Below are 15,930 nucleotides of genomic sequence, written 5' to 3'. Positions count from 1 at the left end.
TTATCCTTTACCCCTCATCCCACGCCAGATTGACTCCACGTCCGGGTCTCCACCAGACAGCTTGCCTGTGAATTCACCTATCTTCACCATTGCAGGGACCGGTACCATGAGTCCAGCCACGACAGCCTTACCGATATTCAGGGACGGTAGATTTGAGTTCCCACTTTGCCTCAGTGGCCCTCTGAACATGGATCTGATCATTTCAATCAGCAGCATTATTATCTGGCTGTGAAAGTACATGACCAGCAATTTAAGATATAGAATGACTATAGTAACCATATGAATGAATCTATCAGAACCCGCATTGATGAGTTCCTCAGTGTGATAAGGAGTTTCAAGGACGCTGACAGGGTCAGGTTCATAATACTCTATGGCTCAGCCCTCAGGGGGGAGGGGTGGTCTGATATAGACCTTGCAGTGTACTATGATGGAACCCCTGATGAGGCAGCGGATTTCAGGCTGAGAGTCCTCTGTGAGGTGGATGAAATATTCGATGTCCAGATATTCCAGCAGCTCCCACTCTATGTGAGGGTCCAGGTACTCAGGGGTGAGGTCATATACTGTGACAGTGAAAGATTCCTCCATGACATTGCATGGGAGACAGTGAAGGAATTCGATGACTTCAAACACCGCTTCTATGATTACATCGGCATGGCCCCCATGAGGTGAATATCATGATAAGAAAGTCCATCATACTCACGAAGATAAGTGAGATTGAGGAAAGCGTAAATCTTATAGATGATAACCTTCCTGAAACCTTTGAGGAGTTCCGGGGTCTTGGCCTTGTAAGGGATGGGATGTACAAGAGGCTTGAGTTTGCTGTTGAAAATGTCTTTGACATATGTTCCATCCTCAACTCCGACCTGAAACTCGGTGTCCTGGATCAGATGGTGATGTGCTTGAGAACCTTCTGGGAGCCGGAATAATAGACAAGGAAACCTTCAGGAAAGTAAAGGCAATGAGGGGATTCAGAAACATCGTGGTCCACAGGTATGGTAAGATAGATGACCGTATAACATTCAGGATCCTCAGGGAACACCTCAGGGATTTTCATGAATTCACCGAAAAGATCAGAAAAACCCTTGAGACCCTTGAGAATAAATGAAGAGGTTATCATTGAAGACAAAAAATAAATAAAGGGTTTTAAATTGTTATATCACCCGGTAACCTACCATTTGCACCGTAGAACGCCAGTACCCTGCTGTATACGTATACCAGGCGAACAAAGCTCACCTGCCCGTATGATGTTGAGGCATACCTGGGTGCCCTTCCCTGGCTGTTTATGAAGTTCCTGATACTGACTGCCACTGACACGTAGGCTGGCCTTGAGAGTTTACCTGACCTCCATGTGCCTGTGCTACCAAGGTAACCAACAGCACGTGGTTTCAGTGGATTCTGGTTTCCTGAGTTGAGCTGTACCGTGGCGCGTGCAAGTAAATCCAGGAACTGAGGCATGCTGTAAGCCTTACCGGCCACTGTTACAGATGCTGGTAGTTTACGGTAGCGTGCATAGTGGTTCCTCACACTCAGAGCGGCAGCTGCAATCTGTTTAACAGTTAAACCCTGGGATTTAACCGTAACCGTCCTTGCAGGAAGGCCCCCCACTGTCACCAGGTACACACCATCCCTGGTGATGGTGTGGTTGAACCTCACATCCCCTGATTCGCCGGCGGCAAGTGAAATCACCACTGATGCAACCGGGGCCGAATTCACAAGGAGCTCTGCACGGTAATCACCCGGGGCCTCACCGGTATTCCTGACCCTGGCAGAGACACTGATCCTGAGGGGAGCTGCCCCTGAGAGTGGAACTACGGTGAGGTTTGAGAGTTCAAATGCCGCCTTCCTGAGGATCCTGAGGTCTGCCCGGGATGAACTGTTATTGAGGAGTTCATCACCCTGGAACTCTGCAGTCACATTGTAGAGACCTGGCGGGAATACTCCTGGAAGGTTGAGGGTTGCCCATCCATCTGAACCTGTGGTTGAACCCCCCATCTGAACCCCATTTATCCTGAAAATGATGACCTTACCTGGGATTGGGTTCTGTGCCATTAAACGTGCCCTTAAATTGAATGCATCGCCCTCAACAGTTTCAGTGTCTTCCACTGTGATGGCTGATGGAACCTTGAGGACATTCACATCCACTGAGGCGCTTTCATCGTCAAGGGCCCCGTTCACTGTCACTGTACCCGGTGCTGCCAGATCTGTGAGTGTTGAGGATGCAGTTCCATGGGACATCACAGCATCATCGATGCTCCCTGCGGTGGCCGAGAAGTCCACATTATCTGTGTAGGGGACGAAGAATGTGTCATGGTATCCCCCGGCACTGTCATGCCTCAGGTCGGCTGTTATGACTGAGGTGGCCCCGGCAGCAACAGCCGCTGGATTTGCGGTTAATGTGAGGACCATCCATGGTGCTGCAGCAACATCACCTGCTGTGAGTTCGGTGAAGTCCGGTGTGTTACAGCCCCACCAGTTGAACCTGGCATCCACTCCCGGGCCGTCCTCACAGAATACATCGACACCAGGGTTATCCAGGATGCGGCAGAAGCCTATCACTGTAACCGTGAAGTAGCTGAGGACCGCTGATCCTGTATTCCATGACTCTGCAGTGTTACCTGTGAAAGTGGATTCTGTGATATTTGCAAGCACCGCAAGGAAAGAACTTACACCGCCACCAGCGTATGCTGCCCTGTTATCTGTGAATGTGCTTCTGCTAACGGTGATGTTGCCGTAGTTGTTCCTGATTCCGCCGCCGTGTGCTGATGCCACGTTCTCCTCAAAGGTGCACCCTGATACTGTGGTGTTAACATTTTCTGCATGGATACCGGCACCGTAATCTGCAAGGTTTGACCTGAAGAGGGAGTTCGAAACCTGTAAATTCAGTAATGAATCATCAGGGTTTCTGAATCCTGAGATTCCCCCACCATAGCTTGCATTGTTGTAGAGAAACATGGAGTTGGTCACAGTAACCGTGATTTCCGTGGCGTCTGCTGCCCACACATATAACCCGCCACCATGGCTGTCTGCGGTGTTCATTGCAATGGTGGAGTCGCATATGGTTGTATCTCCTCCAGTGTAAATCGCGCCACCAGTCCCTGCACGGCCAAGTACAAATGATGAGTCTCTGATGTTAAGGGATGAGTATGGGGCGCTGTATATGGACCCCCCACACCCTGAGGCCTCATTACCGTTGAAGATTGATTCTGTAACCTCAAGGACCCCCTTACTGTATACTGCACCACCATCCTCTGCGCTGTTCTCCATGAGGTAGCCTTCAGTTAGTTTCACTGTACCGTCACTGTAGATGGCGCCGCCCCCGGCTGCGGTGTTGCAGGTGAGGATGCAGTTCTCCACCTGGAGCTCGCCGTGGTTCATCACCGCCCCGCCCTCAAATGCACTGCCATTTCTCAGCGTGAGGTTCCTGAGGACCAGGACCGTACCCGAGGACACATTGAAGGCCCTGCCCATTGCTTCACAATCAATCACTGTACCGGTGGTTGACTGTCCGGTGATGGTGAGGTTCCTGTCTATCAGCACGTCCCTGTTACCAACACCCCTGTATTCACCATCCGCGAGCCAGATCCTGTCACCTGAGGCCGCGGAGAGGGTCGCGTTTCCAATGGTTGCCTTGGCAGCCGCCCATGAGAGCCCATCATTATCATCGGACCCCCCAGTGGCGTTGACATAGATATCGGCTGCGCTGACACATCCAGGGATAAGCATTATCCCCACAAGAAACAGAAAGAGCCATGTAATTATCTTTATCATGTAAACCCCCTTGAGTATATATAATGATTATAGGATAAAAAATTTTCACTGAACTCCCATGAAACAGGGTTCATGTTTAAGTGATGCGGAAAATAAGGTTAGACCTCTACTGAGATTCAAAAAAAAAGTTAAAAAATAAAGGGTTGGGTTTTAGATTATCAGGTAGTTTGGAAGCCTCCCCCTGTTACCGTAGAACCTCAGTACCTCACTGTATCTGTACACGAGGCCCACAAAGCTCACCCTGCCATAGACAGTTGAGGCATACCTGGGTGCCCTTCCCTGGCTGTTTATGAAGTTCCTGATACTGACTGCCACTGACACGTAGGCTGGCCTTGAGAGTTTACCTGACCTCCAGATGCCAGTGCTACCGGCGTAACCAACAGCACGTGGTTTCAGTGGATTCTGGTTTCCTGAGTTGAGCTGCACAGTTGCACGTGCAAGTAAATCCAGGAACTGGGCCATGGAGTACCTCTTTGATGCAATTGTGACAGAGGCTGGCAGTTTACGGTAGCGCAGGTAGTGGTTCCTGACGTTCACGGCTGCTGCGACAAGCTGGTTGATGGTTATACCCGCTGGTGGAGCTGGTCTAACAGTTACCTGGGTGTTAACCACCTGGTTATCAAGAACCGCAGACACCACTGCAACCCCCGGTGCATTGAGGTTCCTGAGGGTTGAGGATGCAACCCCACCGCTCATCAGAGCATCGGTGATTGTACCATAGGTTGTTTCGAAGCCCACAACACCCGTGTATGGTACACTGGTTGCATGGAGTGTGCCGGTACTGTCATGGAGAAGGTCCGCCCTTATGAGGGAGGTGCCCCCCACGGTAACGGTTGATGGATTTGCAACCAGTGTGAGGACGATCCATGGCGTTGCAGCAACGTCACCTGCTGTGAGTTCAGTGAAGTCCGGTGTGTTGGACCCCCACCAGTTGAATCTGGCATCCACCTGTGGGCCGTCCTCACAGAATACATCGGCGCCGGGGTTGTTCAGGATGCGGCAGAAGTTGACCAGTGCAATGGTGAAGTAGCTGAGGACCGCTGATCCCTGACTCCAGGTCTCTGCAAGGTTACCTGTGAACGTGGACTCTGTGATATTTGCCAGGGCGGCCCGGACATTGCTTATACCTCCACCGGCGAAGCCTGCACTGTTATCTGTGAATGTGCTTCTTCTAACTGTGAGGTTGCCGTAGTTGTTCCTGATTGCGCCGCCGTGTGCTGATGCCACGTTCTCCTCAAAGGTGCATCCCTCAACGGTTGCATTGGCATTGTCTGCAAGGAATCCGCCGCCGTACCATGCTGTGTTGCCTGAGAACGTGCTTCCCCTCAGTAGAACATTTAGGGTACCGGTGTAATCTGTTGCAACTGCCCCACCATACTTTGCGTCGTTTGATGTGAATGATGAGTCTATGACCACTGCAGAATCTGAGGGCTGATATCCCGATACATGAAGAGCACCCCCAGTTTCAGAAGCACTGTTATCATGGAATGTTGCTGAGGTAATATGGATGTTACCGAGGCTGTAAATTGCCCCGCCCCTGTATCCCATGTTCTCAAGGAACCTGCATCCCTCGACAGTTAGGTTACCCTGGTTCAGGATGGCTCCACCATGGTTTTCGTTTCCCCTCTTCACTGTGAGGTTTCTGAGGGTGAAACTGACACCCTGCTGGACTCTGAAGGCCCTGCCCAGGCCCTCGCAGTCAATCACTGTGCCAGTGGTTGACTGGCCGGTGATGGTGAGGTTCCTGTCTATCAGTACGTTCCTGTTACCAACACCCCTGTATTCACCATCCGCGAGCCAGATCCAGTCGCCTGAGGCCGCGGAGAGGGTCGCGTTTCCAATGGTTGCCTTGGCAGCCGCCCATGAGAGCCCATCATTATCATCAGACCCCCCAGTCGCATTAACATAGATGTCAGCTGCAGAGGCGGTTCCTGATAAAATGAGGAACGCTGCAATGGCAGCTATTAAATACAGATGTTTCATCATTTACCTATCTCCTGCTATCTGCACATTGAATGTGCATATATATACTATGGTTTAATCTGGTTAAAGGTTTTTTCAAAAAAGCAAGCTGAAAATTTTAAATGATGGAAATACATAACATAATATGGTTAAATAATTTTGAAGAGCAGTTAACTGATCCTCCAGATAACAAATAATGGATGCTTAATCAGTCGGTCCCCTCCAGATACCTGGCAACCATTACAGCAAACTTCTCTATATCCTCCAGGTCCCGTTGAAGGTAGAGATAAACCCTCTCAACATCTATTTCCGCATACATATGAACCAGTATGTTCCTGAAACCTGCTGCTGGTGCAAATTTATCTGCAAAATCCCCTGGAAGAACCCCTATTTCTCCAAGTATCTCTATGACTTCCCTGTATGTCTCAGGTTTTCTCGCCCTCTCCCATGATATGATCATCTCACCAATATCCAGACAGCACTCTATGGAAACCTCAAGGTACCTTTCAACTGCCCCCCTGAGGGTGACGTCCTTTTTAAGGTCCTCAAGTGAATGTGATCTGTAATTCCTGAGTATCCTCAGGTACTCCTGGAGTTTCTCGAGTTTCGATAGTACCTCATCCCTCACTTCAAACCCTCACGTGCCATCATCCTGAGCGCCAGTCTGGTGTGCCTGTCGTTATGGTACCTTCTATCAAGGTACTCTGACATGATACGTCCCTCGAACCTCACCCTCTCTTCCTCACTGTCCTTCAGGAGTATTCCATCCCTGATTATGCTGTAATTCAGGGAAAGTGGCGCCCGGTTCATTATGACAAGGTCCACCCTGTCTGTTCGGAGTGCGGATACAAGTTCATCTATGAGCTCCAGCTGAAAATTGAGGTCATCGTATCCCTTCAGGGGTTCCTTCAGGAGAACACCGATGTCAAAGTCCCCGAGGGGTCCCTTATCCCCCCTTGCAGTGGAGCCAAAGAGGTATGCAATGCTGACCTCATCCCTTTTTTCCAGAACTTCCAAAAGTTTTTCCATTTTCTGGTCGTCAATACCCATCATGGTTCCACTTGATAATTCTGAATCACATCATATATAAGGTACCGGCCAGGGATTAACTTCGTAATAGAGAACTATTACGCAGATCCATCTGCTCTTCTGTCCCGCCATGATTAATGATAACAATTAAGCCAGCAGATCCTTTTTACTAATAAAAGAAACTTCAAAACATATCCCTGACATCTAAAAAAATTAGTGCATGTTTAACCCATCACCGGAATAAACTTAGAAATATTTCTAGAAGACCCCTGATTTTTTCAAATGGCCCCCCAGATTTTTCACTTGAATAGATAAATTTACCACCATCATTCTCAGTTACCTCCCCATGGGTAGTGTAATCTTCTGAATTAACTTCAGGTGAATTATCGGTTTTACTAAAAACTTCAATTAAATCAATCCAGTCCCTCAATAAATCATTACCTTCAAAATCATCCCATACATCATAATTCAGAAGAAGGCCTGTTTTAATCAGATATATGATTATATCACACTGCTCCTCAGGTTCAAGTGCCCCAAAATCATCAGAGACATCCACACCATGCCAGATTCTCTGGATGATATCCAGAATTTTGCTTCTGGAGGTGATCTCTGTGGGCAAATTTATCTCTTCATCTATCAGAGAATTGTCAATAACCAGTGACTCAACGGTCTTTACTATGGAAGCAGAGTAAACGCCCTCAATAATAAATTCCAACATAACTTCCGGTGAAACTCCACAGACCTCCAAACCAAACGTATCAAGAAATTTCTCATTGAACAAACTCTCCACCAGACCCATATTAACCTGAGCAAAACTCCTCAGAACTGGCATAGAATCTCCAATGGGCACCTTTTCTTCCCCTTCAAGTAAAAGTGATAATCTGTAGGCTGCTTCTACATCCTCCTTTGAGAGTGTTTCATTGCAACTTTCAAGCCATTTCTCATAGGCAGATTCCGGATGGAAAAGGTGGCTTAATGCAGAGGGATAATCTATCTTCCCGGTGCTCAGGTCAACTAGAATCTGTTCTCCACCATAAGGTCGTTCCTCATAAAATCCAACTATTTTAAGGGGGTAATTATAAAGGGTTCCCCCGTCAAAGGCTGAATCCCATCCAAGGTTAACTTTGAGTTCATCGGGAATGTAAAAGAACAGCTCATCAAGTAACCCTGAGATATCGTCGGAACAGCCATATAAAATCAGATTAGGAAGTTCATGATACCCTCTGGCCGCCTTAAACAGGTAAAACACCAGTTTTAATTTAAATCTGTCTGATAATGGGGGCCAATCCATCTTTGATTGGGAATAATTTCCAATGCATATTGGCCTTATGCTGCCTTTATTTTTGTCAACCATTTTTGAATCAAGTAGAACTTCTAGGCCTGTGAAAACACGATCCTCCACAAGATGAAACAGTGAAAGGGGTGTTTGAGCCTCCATCCACAATTCAGGGGGAAATAAGAACCCATGACATAAAAACAATCCCCCCCTCCCAAAAACGTCTCTATCATCAGGGAGATCAATAATGTAGAGGAGAGCGAGATAGTTTTTACCACTTATTTCCTTAAAAAAAACCGTGAATTTCTCTTTAAAACCATCCACCTGAGGTTTATGTATCATTTTTTCTATATCATTAACGTCTCCCCCTGAAATAACGTCTACCGGATAGAAAACAGTGTGAAAATCCATTATATTCCAGGGGGACTCCCCGGGCGGCACCTTAGTATACACAAGCTGGTACACATTATGCTGCATAAAACCATCACCTAATCTCTAATTCTGGAAATGAATCTTTCTATTCCTGATTTAGGAGGATTAAAGTTAGAAGACTGGTTCCTCATTGCAAATACAAGGGGATCTATCACCCTCTTTGGATGATCATATTCAAGATTAGTTATTAGGGTATCGCCAACAGGTTTGGCACCTGTTGATGATATAAGAGTATAATTAACACTTTTAAAATTATTTTCAGCAAGATTAACAAATCCTCCGCAATCCTCACTTATAAGCCATTTTTTTATCTTTTTAGAGTAATCATCAAGCTCCTCAAACCTTCTTTTCAGATCAGCTGCTCCCTTAGTTATCCACCAGTTACATGATCCCTTGTTTAAAAAAATTTCAAGGTCCTCAGGCAAAGTGTTGAGCTCATCCGCCTTGGTTAGTAGTACAACCATCTCCTGTTTAGAGAGGTCCGCATCCAGTTTCTCATATACACCCCGTATATATGTATCAAGAAGGCGCTCCATCTCAAACCCGGCGTCATAACCATCTTTACCAAAACCACTCTCATTTAAGCTTATTATGAAAAAAACATTATCTGAGTGGGCAACAAATCTTCCCATATCTGTTATTTTATCAGTGCTTTCATAAACCCTTCCTGCAGTGTCATAAAAGCTTAGAAAAATGTCTCCAATGGCGGGCACATTCTGTAAATGTAGAAGGGCTGGTCTTGGAAAATTTTCAGGGGTGCTCTTTGGAAGCTTTGATTTCTCAAAATTCCTGACATCTGAATATTTTATTTTGTGGGTATAATCATCACATGTGCGCCAGGAAAAATTTTTCCATATGTTCTTGTTTGAGAGAACCCTCAGAGTATAAAACAGGCTTGTGAGGTAGACCGTCTTTCCATGTCCCGTGAATCCTATAAGCCCTATCCTAACCTTTAAATTACGGGGGTCAATATAGTCCTTTGGAAGACCCTCGCCACAACCTTTAACAGTACAGCAGTAACCTACCCCTTTTTTAATCTGGGGACTGACTTCATTCAAACAGTAAGGACATATTACATTCATTTAATTAACCTCCCTCTTGAATTCCTCCCAGAAATCCCAGTCAAACATTCCCGTAATGTAAACACCATCGTCACATATTTTGAGTTCCACCTCCCTTAAAGAGCATTCATTAACTGTGCCCTCAAGATGGGCATAGCGATCTGTTAGAAAATGGACTCTTTGATTTTTGCTACCGCGCCATAGAAGGGGCGCGCTTTCTTCTTCAACATACCTGCCATCTATGAGTATATCTATAAACTCAAGAAGTTCTTTCCCCCCTATTTTGCCTTCGAGAATCTCTTCAATCTCATATCCAGTAAAACATACCAGTGTAAGGCCCATGGACTTAACGGCAGAAGCGAGATTTACCAGCTCCTCAGCCTGAGCCATCGGCTCGCCACCAGTGAATGTAACACCCTCTATTTTATCCTTAATACTGAAGATGGTTTCAATCAAAGTATCAGTTTCTAATAAAACACCCCCACATTCCTCCTGGAATTCCGGGTTGAAGCAACCCCTGCAACGAAGTGGACAACCCTGAAACCATATAACAAACCTTTTTCCAGGTCCATTGACATTGGTGGAAATCAGGCACCTGCCAATCCTTAACTTTCCCATCCTCACACCATCCTAAACGTTAAAATCCTCATTGACACTACCATAAACCTCATTCCCTTACAACCCTGAAGCCAATCATTCCCATTCCCTTCTCAATGTTAACCTTTTTAGGTTCTTTCGGATCCCAGGTATTCGGGAGAAGCCCATGGAAGGGTTTGCCAACAAATGATGCATTATTTTCATGAATCCTTTCAAAAATCCCTTCGTTCACAAGAGGACAGAGACCCCGTTCAATCCAAAGAAGAACTGGCTCCGGAGACCTGTCAGAGCAGAGCTTTTTGAGATAAGAAGACGATTTTTCTATAAGATCTGAAACTTCACAAAGAGCCTTCCACTCATCAAGAGTGGGTAATCTGTAATTAGAGCCAAGATAATTGAGAAAATCATCAATAACATCCAGATCCAGTCCCGTCATAAAAAGTTTCCATATTTCACCATAGGCCATTCTCCAGCTCCTTCTGGGGTTTAATTTAAGAATATTCCGATACCACTCATCAGTATACCTTGATCCCCCCTCTTCCGCCAGAAAACGTTCGAATTGATATTTACTGACAGGGAATAAGCCGATGAAGTGTTTCCATCCCTCAAATTGAATTAATGGAAAACCTGTCCTGTCAAATTCTATATAATAATCCCCATAGACCATCATCAACCCTCTCATAAGGCTCTAAATCCTTCAGATATTCCCATAAACATTCATCATTCAATTTGTAAATTTTACCATCCCCTGTCAGCAGCCTGGAATTTCCAAGAGGATATGAGGAGGATTCCATCAGGAAAAAATATTCATCTTCACTGAAGATCAGACACCCTCCTACAGGAAGCCCCCTCAAAATCGGGCCTCCTTCAGGGCAGGTAAGAGTATCTGATTCATGTTTTCTCTTGCATTGAGGGCATATGAAATGCTCTGAACTGATACATGATCTTATTATACTCCTTAAATTGTCAGGGATTTTATTCCATTTCTCTTTGAACCAGGGATTTTCAGGTTTAAAAGCTATTTTTTCTATTTTAAAACTCTTCTGACGCTTTATATTGAGTTCTGGATATGATTTATCATCGCAGATAGCTGCAAGATGGATTTTGAGATTTTCAGAGGATGGTTCGATCTTGATAACAAATTTACCCTCCTCAAATAGTACACTTGATGATTTACATGATTCTATGCTGTAACAAACAGGTGCAAATCCATCTCCAGAAACAAAAACTTCTAAGGGATCATTTTTTACCAGAGAAGGTATTTGAACACTTACATCTGAAAGATTAACCACATTGTATTTGCCATAAATTTCACCACTCCCCATGTCAATAAAAATAATCCTTTCAATAATATCGGTATCCTCCCAGTCATCCAGGTCAATTGGAAGCTTTGATGAAAGCAAAAGAATAACGCCATTAAAATCTTCACCGCCCAGGTCCTCCAGAACAGGGTTTATCAACAGGGGCCTGCCAGCATTTTCCTTGATCCAGCCGGGACCGCCTTTTCTTATATCTCCCTGTGTCCTAACGGGGTACCTTTCATTCCTGCCAAGGAAGTATAATCTCCTAACCCTTCCTGGAAGTGCATCAATAATTTCTGTTGAAACCCTGAGTATGTCCTTCCAGTTATCCTCTGATGGCTCAACTACAAGTACAGCTGGAACTGCAAAGCTTACCTCACAGTAAAAATTCATGATCTCCGACATTCAATTGCCCCACCGTTAACATATACGCTGAATTCTATATCCCTGAGCCCCTTATCTTCAGCAAAGAGTAATTGGTCCGCCAGTATATGCCCCACTTCATCTTCAAGTGCATTGACAAGTCCTCTGCCACCAAATTCTGATATTGAATCCGCATGTTTCTTAAGGAAATAATCAACCACCTCTTCCTGGAAATTAAGTCTATAACCCTTATTGGAAAACTTGTCACGGAAGTTATCTGAAAGATCTTCAAGTTTGCTTTGAATGATACCCCTCTGAAAATTCGCCTTATCCAGATAATTAAATGCAATTATGTGTGAACCTATTCTGTTTAGAAGCTCTCTTCTTGATATTTCATGTGTAAAAAATTCTCTTACGGCCCTGGTAAAGTGTTCCCTTACTCGCCTATCCCTTTCGGACTCAGAAAGGCTTCTGTCGTTTATTATATCATCAAGTTCATTCTGTTCGGATACTGGATTCCCCCTGCTGTCTACAGTCCTTGTCCCTATATTGGATGTAAATATTATCACACTTTCTGTAAAGAATACCGTCTGTCCCCTGCTGTCAGTTAGACGACCATCATCAAGGATCTGAAGGAATATATCCAGAATCTTTGGGTGTGCCTTTTCAATCTCATCAAAAAGTATCACAGAAAATGGTCTGTTCTTTATGGCCTTTGTTAACTGTCCGCCCTCATCGTAACCAATATAACCAGGAGGGGAACCTATGAGCTTTGATACTGTATGTTCCTCTTTGAATTCACTCATGTCAAATCTAAGAAACGCTTCTTCGGTATCAAAAAGATACTCTGCAAGTTTTTTTGCCAGAAATGTTTTTCCAACACCTGTGGGTCCCGCAAAGAAAAATGCTGCTTTTGGTTTCGATTGTCCTCCTGATGCAAGCCCCACAACGCCTGCACGGGCTTTCTTTATGGCATTCACTATTTCTCTTACAGCATGGTCCTGCCCGATAACCCTCTCAAGAAACCAGTTTTCAGCCGAATCTATGAGCCCTTTGGGTGGTCCAATGAGAGGTATTCTGCTCCATGGATCTTCTTCCGTCCCTATACGGTACCTGTTTACTATTTTTTTAAGTGTTGAGGATGATAATTCCCCATTTTCATCTATTTCTGCCAAAACATCACTTAGGATGTTTTCGAGGTCCTTCATGTAGAGGCCCTCTGTTATGTTAGAGAGAAGATCGATCTGGTCTGACTGGACATTGTTTAAGGAGAGTGATGTGGAGTAGTAAAGGTGCCTTTCTGTTTTATCAGGAAGCGGTATCTCCATGACTGCAACTCTGGGGGAGTTGGTGTAATATTCAACAGGGACCATTGTGTCTCTGAGTGATACCATTATGAGGCGGTTATTTTCAGAAATATTCTCTATTATTTTCTGTATAATCGTTACAAGCTCTGCTGTATCCTGCGAATACATCCCATCAGGGCAGTACCCTGTAATTTTATCGATATAGTTTATGACGAATATTGTTCTTTCGTCAATGGATTTCACTTCATCTTCCAGCCACCTGTGGAGGACGTCACTGACCCTGTCCTGGCTTTCGGTTTCACGTATATCAGGTTGACCTCCCTTTAGCGGCGTTATCCTCTCAAGGGACCATATTGGTGAGTGCCCCCGTTCCTCATGGTCAAAAAAAGTTCCCCAGCTGACCGTTCTGTCATAACCCAGTTCCGCCCCGATACTGTTTATTAGATCCGTCAGACCCCTTATCAGGCTTCCATCATCTTTTATGTAAGCCGTATCCCTTATATTACCGTGAAGGATGAGTACCTCCTTCTGGTTCAGTAATCTTTTGAGATTTTCCTGCCATACCGCCATCAAAAAACATCTCCTGTATTAAATGTTTCTTCGATGGGTTCTGGGAAGAAGTTTTGCCCTTTTTTCTTTGAGGATGGGTTTTTTCTGTGGCCTTTTTTCTTCTCCCTTAAATTTGGTCATGATGCCATATTCATTAAGTTTTTCTGAGAATCTGTCGAACTGTTCATAGCATGCCCCATCCTCGCTTGAAAATGGAGATTTGACTTCTATTCTCTCAAGTGTCAGGGAGAATCGCATTTTTCCTGCGGAATATGATTTCAGCTCATAGATGATCGGGCTTGAAGGGTCATTTTCGTCCTGTAGATGGGGTTCTGCCACCTCTTTCCACCCCATTTTATCAGCTACCCTCTTTATTGAGGATAGGACCTTTTTTCGCATTAAATCCTGTGATTCAAGTTTTCTTGCCTCTTCACTGAGATCCTTTAATCTTTCACGCAGAATTTTAATTCTGTATTTGGCTTCCTCAAGGTTTCCCTTTTTTATTTCATCTAGAACCATATTGATTGCACTGGCTAATTTCTGAGAATCTGATGGCTTCCATTTAAAAATGAGTTTTTCTGTCCCTTTAAATTCGGCTTCCAGTTTCTCAAACTGAGATATGAGTCTTTTTTCCTTTAGAACTTTAGATTTTATTTCTATAACAGCCTTCAGGTTGTTTTCTCCAGCATCCTCTGCAGCCTTCAGAGAATCAGCAATCCTTTGAAGTTCAAAGCTATCCATTGAATCATCAAAATAAACATTCAATGGTTTTCTGGCCCATGAATTTATTTCTTTAAGTTGTGGAAAACTCTTCCATGAATCAGAAGGGATCTGATCCATTACTTCCAGCACCTTACCCTTTAAACCATCAATACGACCCCTTGAAAATATTATGCTGGATATGGCTAACTGACGGGCCTCCAGCTCCCTTTCAAACTGGATATCTGAAAACTTGAGTCCACTCATTTAATTCACCGCCACCCATGACAATTAATTACTTGCACTTGACGTATATGTTACAATGGCCTTTAATATAGCTTTGTATCAAATAATTTAATTATATAATTGAAACATTAATAGAGAACTGATTAAAACTGGTTTATATCAGGAGAGGATATAGATGTCTAATACCGATAATGATGGATGTGGAGGATGTATACTTCTAACAATATTCCTTATTGTCTCCTATTTAATTATATCAGCAATAGGTTTAGAAGGTTATGGTGTACTGATGGGGATCCTGATTCTATTGTACATAATTTTTAGACCCAGAGAGACCAGTTCAAAGACAAAATATGTACCCAAAAAGACCAGTTCAAACCCGAGATCTGTAAATAAAGATTATGTTGGATACAATAATGAAAAAAATTCTGTCCAAACAATAAACGAATCAGTACAATACAATGTAATTCCACCAAAATATTTACCTGGAGATTTCACAATAAACGAATCAGTAGAATCCGATGCACATCCACCACACATTCCATATTTGCCAGAGGATTTAATAGCTGCTCTTGATTCTGAAAACAGAGAAAGTTACAGTGAAGCCGTAAATAGACTTATAGATATACTCAATGATTCAGAAGAAGCATATTATAAATCAATGGCGGCAAGTTACCTTGGGGAAACAGAAGATACAATAGCCGTGAGGGCACTTATAGATGCAAAGGATGATCCCGACGAAAATGTTAGAGAATCTGCCACAAGAGCCCTGAAAAAAATTAAAAGCGCACAAAAAGACCTTATAAAAAACTATGAAACACTTATATGTGAAAACGACTTCTTCAGACCATATAAGATCTATCTGTCTGAAGGGGAATTTGTAGAGTGCAGAGTGTGTGGACACTCCAAATTCTTGCAGAGCGGAGTAGAAGAAGTCATAGGGTTCATAGGAGATCAGGAATATCCTCAAAGAGATGGAAAAAGGTTATTCATCGATCTATGGGATCAGGAAAACAAAAAAGCTAAAAATGCGGACATAGACGCCCTATGGATAATACAATCAGAAAACATAGATTACGGATGGGCAATAAGCGCAGTAATCCAGACACTCAAAAACGATATAACAAGACAGAAAGAACTGAATGAAATACCGGTTACAATAAAGGGAACCCCAGAAATACCAGAAGAAGAAGCAGAAATCCTTGAGGAACTCTTCGCAGAAATAAGATTTGAAATCTAACCATCCCAACTTATTTTTAATTAATATCTTTCCTCTAAAGAGTGTATATGCATCACATAAGTCAGAGAACAAAGGTTTTGGTCAAAATAATTCTTATGAGATG

General features: G+C 44.0%; 14 protein-coding genes and 1 pseudogene. 3 read left to right on the top strand and 12 right to left on the bottom strand.

What is annotated here, in order from left to right; genetic code table 11:
• A complete protein-coding gene (locus tag MTCT_RS01315; protein ID WP_144245642.1) occupies positions 1 to 240 on the bottom strand; it encodes an ATP-binding protein in 240 nt (79 codons plus the stop codon).
• A 39-nt stretch (positions 241 to 279) separates the two neighbouring features.
• Here MTCT_RS01315 and MTCT_RS01310 point away from each other — a divergent pair, with 39 nt between their 5' ends.
• Together MTCT_RS01310 and MTCT_RS09560 are read left to right on the top strand one after the other, a co-directional pair.
• Positions 280 to 669, top strand: a complete 390-nt coding sequence (locus tag MTCT_RS01310) for a nucleotidyltransferase domain-containing protein (protein ID WP_048175213.1) — start codon at positions 280 to 282, stop codon at positions 667 to 669.
• A gap of 5 nt (positions 670 to 674) precedes the next feature.
• A pseudogene (locus MTCT_RS09560) lies at positions 675 to 1,105 on the top strand (DUF86 domain-containing protein).
• A gap of 38 nt (positions 1,106 to 1,143) precedes the next feature.
• On the opposite strand, the gene MTCT_RS01300 reads toward MTCT_RS09560, so the two are convergent.
• The 11 genes from MTCT_RS01300 to MTCT_RS01250 all read right to left on the bottom strand — a co-directional run bounded on the left by MTCT_RS01300 (position 1,144) and on the right by MTCT_RS01250 (position 14,611).
• Entirely contained in the window at positions 1,144 to 3,768 is a 2,625-nt protein-coding gene (locus tag MTCT_RS01300) for an Ig-like domain repeat protein (RefSeq protein ID WP_048175212.1), read from the bottom strand.
• Between the two features lie 150 nt (positions 3,769 to 3,918).
• The gene (locus MTCT_RS01295) at positions 3,919 to 5,751 is read right to left on the bottom strand and encodes a right-handed parallel beta-helix repeat-containing protein (protein ID WP_158498083.1); all 1,833 of its coding nucleotides are present in this window, start codon (positions 5,749 to 5,751) and stop codon (positions 3,919 to 3,921) included.
• A gap of 187 nt (positions 5,752 to 5,938) precedes the next feature.
• Complete coding sequence (locus MTCT_RS01290; RefSeq protein ID WP_048175210.1) at positions 5,939 to 6,358, bottom strand: DUF86 domain-containing protein; 420 nt, start codon at positions 6,356 to 6,358, stop codon at positions 5,939 to 5,941.
• Positions 6,355 to 6,747 (bottom strand): nucleotidyltransferase domain-containing protein, encoded by a 393-nt coding sequence (locus MTCT_RS01285; protein WP_231855313.1) that lies wholly within the window; start codon positions 6,745 to 6,747, stop codon positions 6,355 to 6,357. Before MTCT_RS01285 ends, MTCT_RS01290 begins: the two co-directional genes overlap by 4 nt.
• Positions 6,748 to 6,991: 244 nt before the next feature.
• Positions 6,992 to 8,512, bottom strand: a complete 1,521-nt coding sequence (locus MTCT_RS01280; protein ID WP_048175208.1) for a hypothetical protein — start codon at positions 8,510 to 8,512, stop codon at positions 6,992 to 6,994.
• 11 nt (positions 8,513 to 8,523) lie between these two features.
• On the bottom strand, positions 8,524 to 9,525 hold the full coding sequence (locus MTCT_RS01275) for a hypothetical protein (RefSeq protein ID WP_144245641.1): 1,002 nt from the start codon (positions 9,523 to 9,525) through the stop codon (positions 8,524 to 8,526).
• Positions 9,526 to 9,549: 24 nt separating this feature from the next.
• Complete coding sequence (locus MTCT_RS01270) at positions 9,550 to 10,146, bottom strand: 4Fe-4S single cluster domain-containing protein (RefSeq protein WP_048175206.1); 597 nt, start codon at positions 10,144 to 10,146, stop codon at positions 9,550 to 9,552.
• Between the two features lie 49 nt (positions 10,147 to 10,195).
• Positions 10,196 to 10,792 (bottom strand): hypothetical protein, encoded by a 597-nt coding sequence (locus tag MTCT_RS01265; RefSeq protein ID WP_048175205.1) that lies wholly within the window; start codon positions 10,790 to 10,792, stop codon positions 10,196 to 10,198.
• Complete coding sequence (locus MTCT_RS01260) at positions 10,761 to 11,831, bottom strand: hypothetical protein (RefSeq protein ID WP_048175204.1); 1,071 nt, start codon at positions 11,829 to 11,831, stop codon at positions 10,761 to 10,763. Before MTCT_RS01260 ends, MTCT_RS01265 begins: the two co-directional genes overlap by 32 nt.
• Positions 11,816 to 13,666, bottom strand: a complete 1,851-nt coding sequence (locus MTCT_RS01255) for an AAA family ATPase (RefSeq protein ID WP_048175203.1) — start codon at positions 13,664 to 13,666, stop codon at positions 11,816 to 11,818. The genes MTCT_RS01260 and MTCT_RS01255 overlap by 16 nt, the downstream gene beginning before the upstream one ends.
• A gap of 18 nt (positions 13,667 to 13,684) precedes the next feature.
• A complete protein-coding gene (locus MTCT_RS01250; protein WP_048175202.1) occupies positions 13,685 to 14,611 on the bottom strand; it encodes a hypothetical protein in 927 nt (308 codons plus the stop codon).
• A 154-nt stretch (positions 14,612 to 14,765) separates the two neighbouring features.
• Here MTCT_RS01250 and MTCT_RS01245 point away from each other — a divergent pair, with 154 nt between their 5' ends.
• On the top strand, positions 14,766 to 15,827 hold the full coding sequence (locus MTCT_RS01245) for a HEAT repeat domain-containing protein (protein ID WP_048175201.1): 1,062 nt from the start codon (positions 14,766 to 14,768) through the stop codon (positions 15,825 to 15,827).
• Positions 15,828 to 15,930: the final 103 nt, after the last annotated feature.

Source organism: Methanothermobacter sp. CaT2, assembly GCF_000828575.1.
Taxonomy (GTDB): Archaea; Methanobacteriota; Methanobacteria; order Methanobacteriales; family Methanothermobacteraceae; genus Methanothermobacter.
The sequence above is the reverse complement of the archived record's forward strand: the minus strand, read 5'-3'. Positions and strand labels throughout refer to the sequence as shown.

Excerpts from the sequence above, each read along its gene's own strand:
- MTCT_RS01270 (WP_048175206.1), bottom strand. The coding sequence starts at position 10,146 with ATGGGAAAGTTAAGGATTGGCAGGTGCCTGATTTCCACCAATGTCAAT.
- MTCT_RS01250 (WP_048175202.1), bottom strand. The coding sequence starts at position 14,611 with ATGAGTGGACTCAAGTTTTCAGATATCCAGTTTGAAAGGGAGCTGGAG.
- MTCT_RS01310 (WP_048175213.1), top strand. The coding sequence starts at position 280 with ATGAATGAATCTATCAGAACCCGCATTGATGAGTTCCTCAGTGTGATA.
- MTCT_RS01280 (WP_048175208.1), bottom strand. The coding sequence starts at position 8,512 with ATGCAGCATAATGTGTACCAGCTTGTGTATACTAAGGTGCCGCCCGGG.
- MTCT_RS01315 (WP_144245642.1), bottom strand. The coding sequence starts at position 240 with ATGTACTTTCACAGCCAGATAATAATGCTGCTGATTGAAATGATCAGA.
- MTCT_RS01300 (WP_048175212.1), bottom strand. The coding sequence starts at position 3,768 with ATGATAAAGATAATTACATGGCTCTTTCTGTTTCTTGTGGGGATAATG.
- MTCT_RS01295 (WP_158498083.1), bottom strand. The coding sequence starts at position 5,751 with ATGAAACATCTGTATTTAATAGCTGCCATTGCAGCGTTCCTCATTTTA.
- MTCT_RS01255 (WP_048175203.1), bottom strand. The coding sequence starts at position 13,666 with ATGGCGGTATGGCAGGAAAATCTCAAAAGATTACTGAACCAGAAGGAG.
- MTCT_RS01260 (WP_048175204.1), bottom strand. The coding sequence starts at position 11,831 with ATGTCGGAGATCATGAATTTTTACTGTGAGGTAAGCTTTGCAGTTCCA.
- MTCT_RS01245 (WP_048175201.1), top strand. The coding sequence starts at position 14,766 with ATGTCTAATACCGATAATGATGGATGTGGAGGATGTATACTTCTAACA.
- MTCT_RS01265 (WP_048175205.1), bottom strand. The coding sequence starts at position 10,792 with ATGGTCTATGGGGATTATTATATAGAATTTGACAGGACAGGTTTTCCA.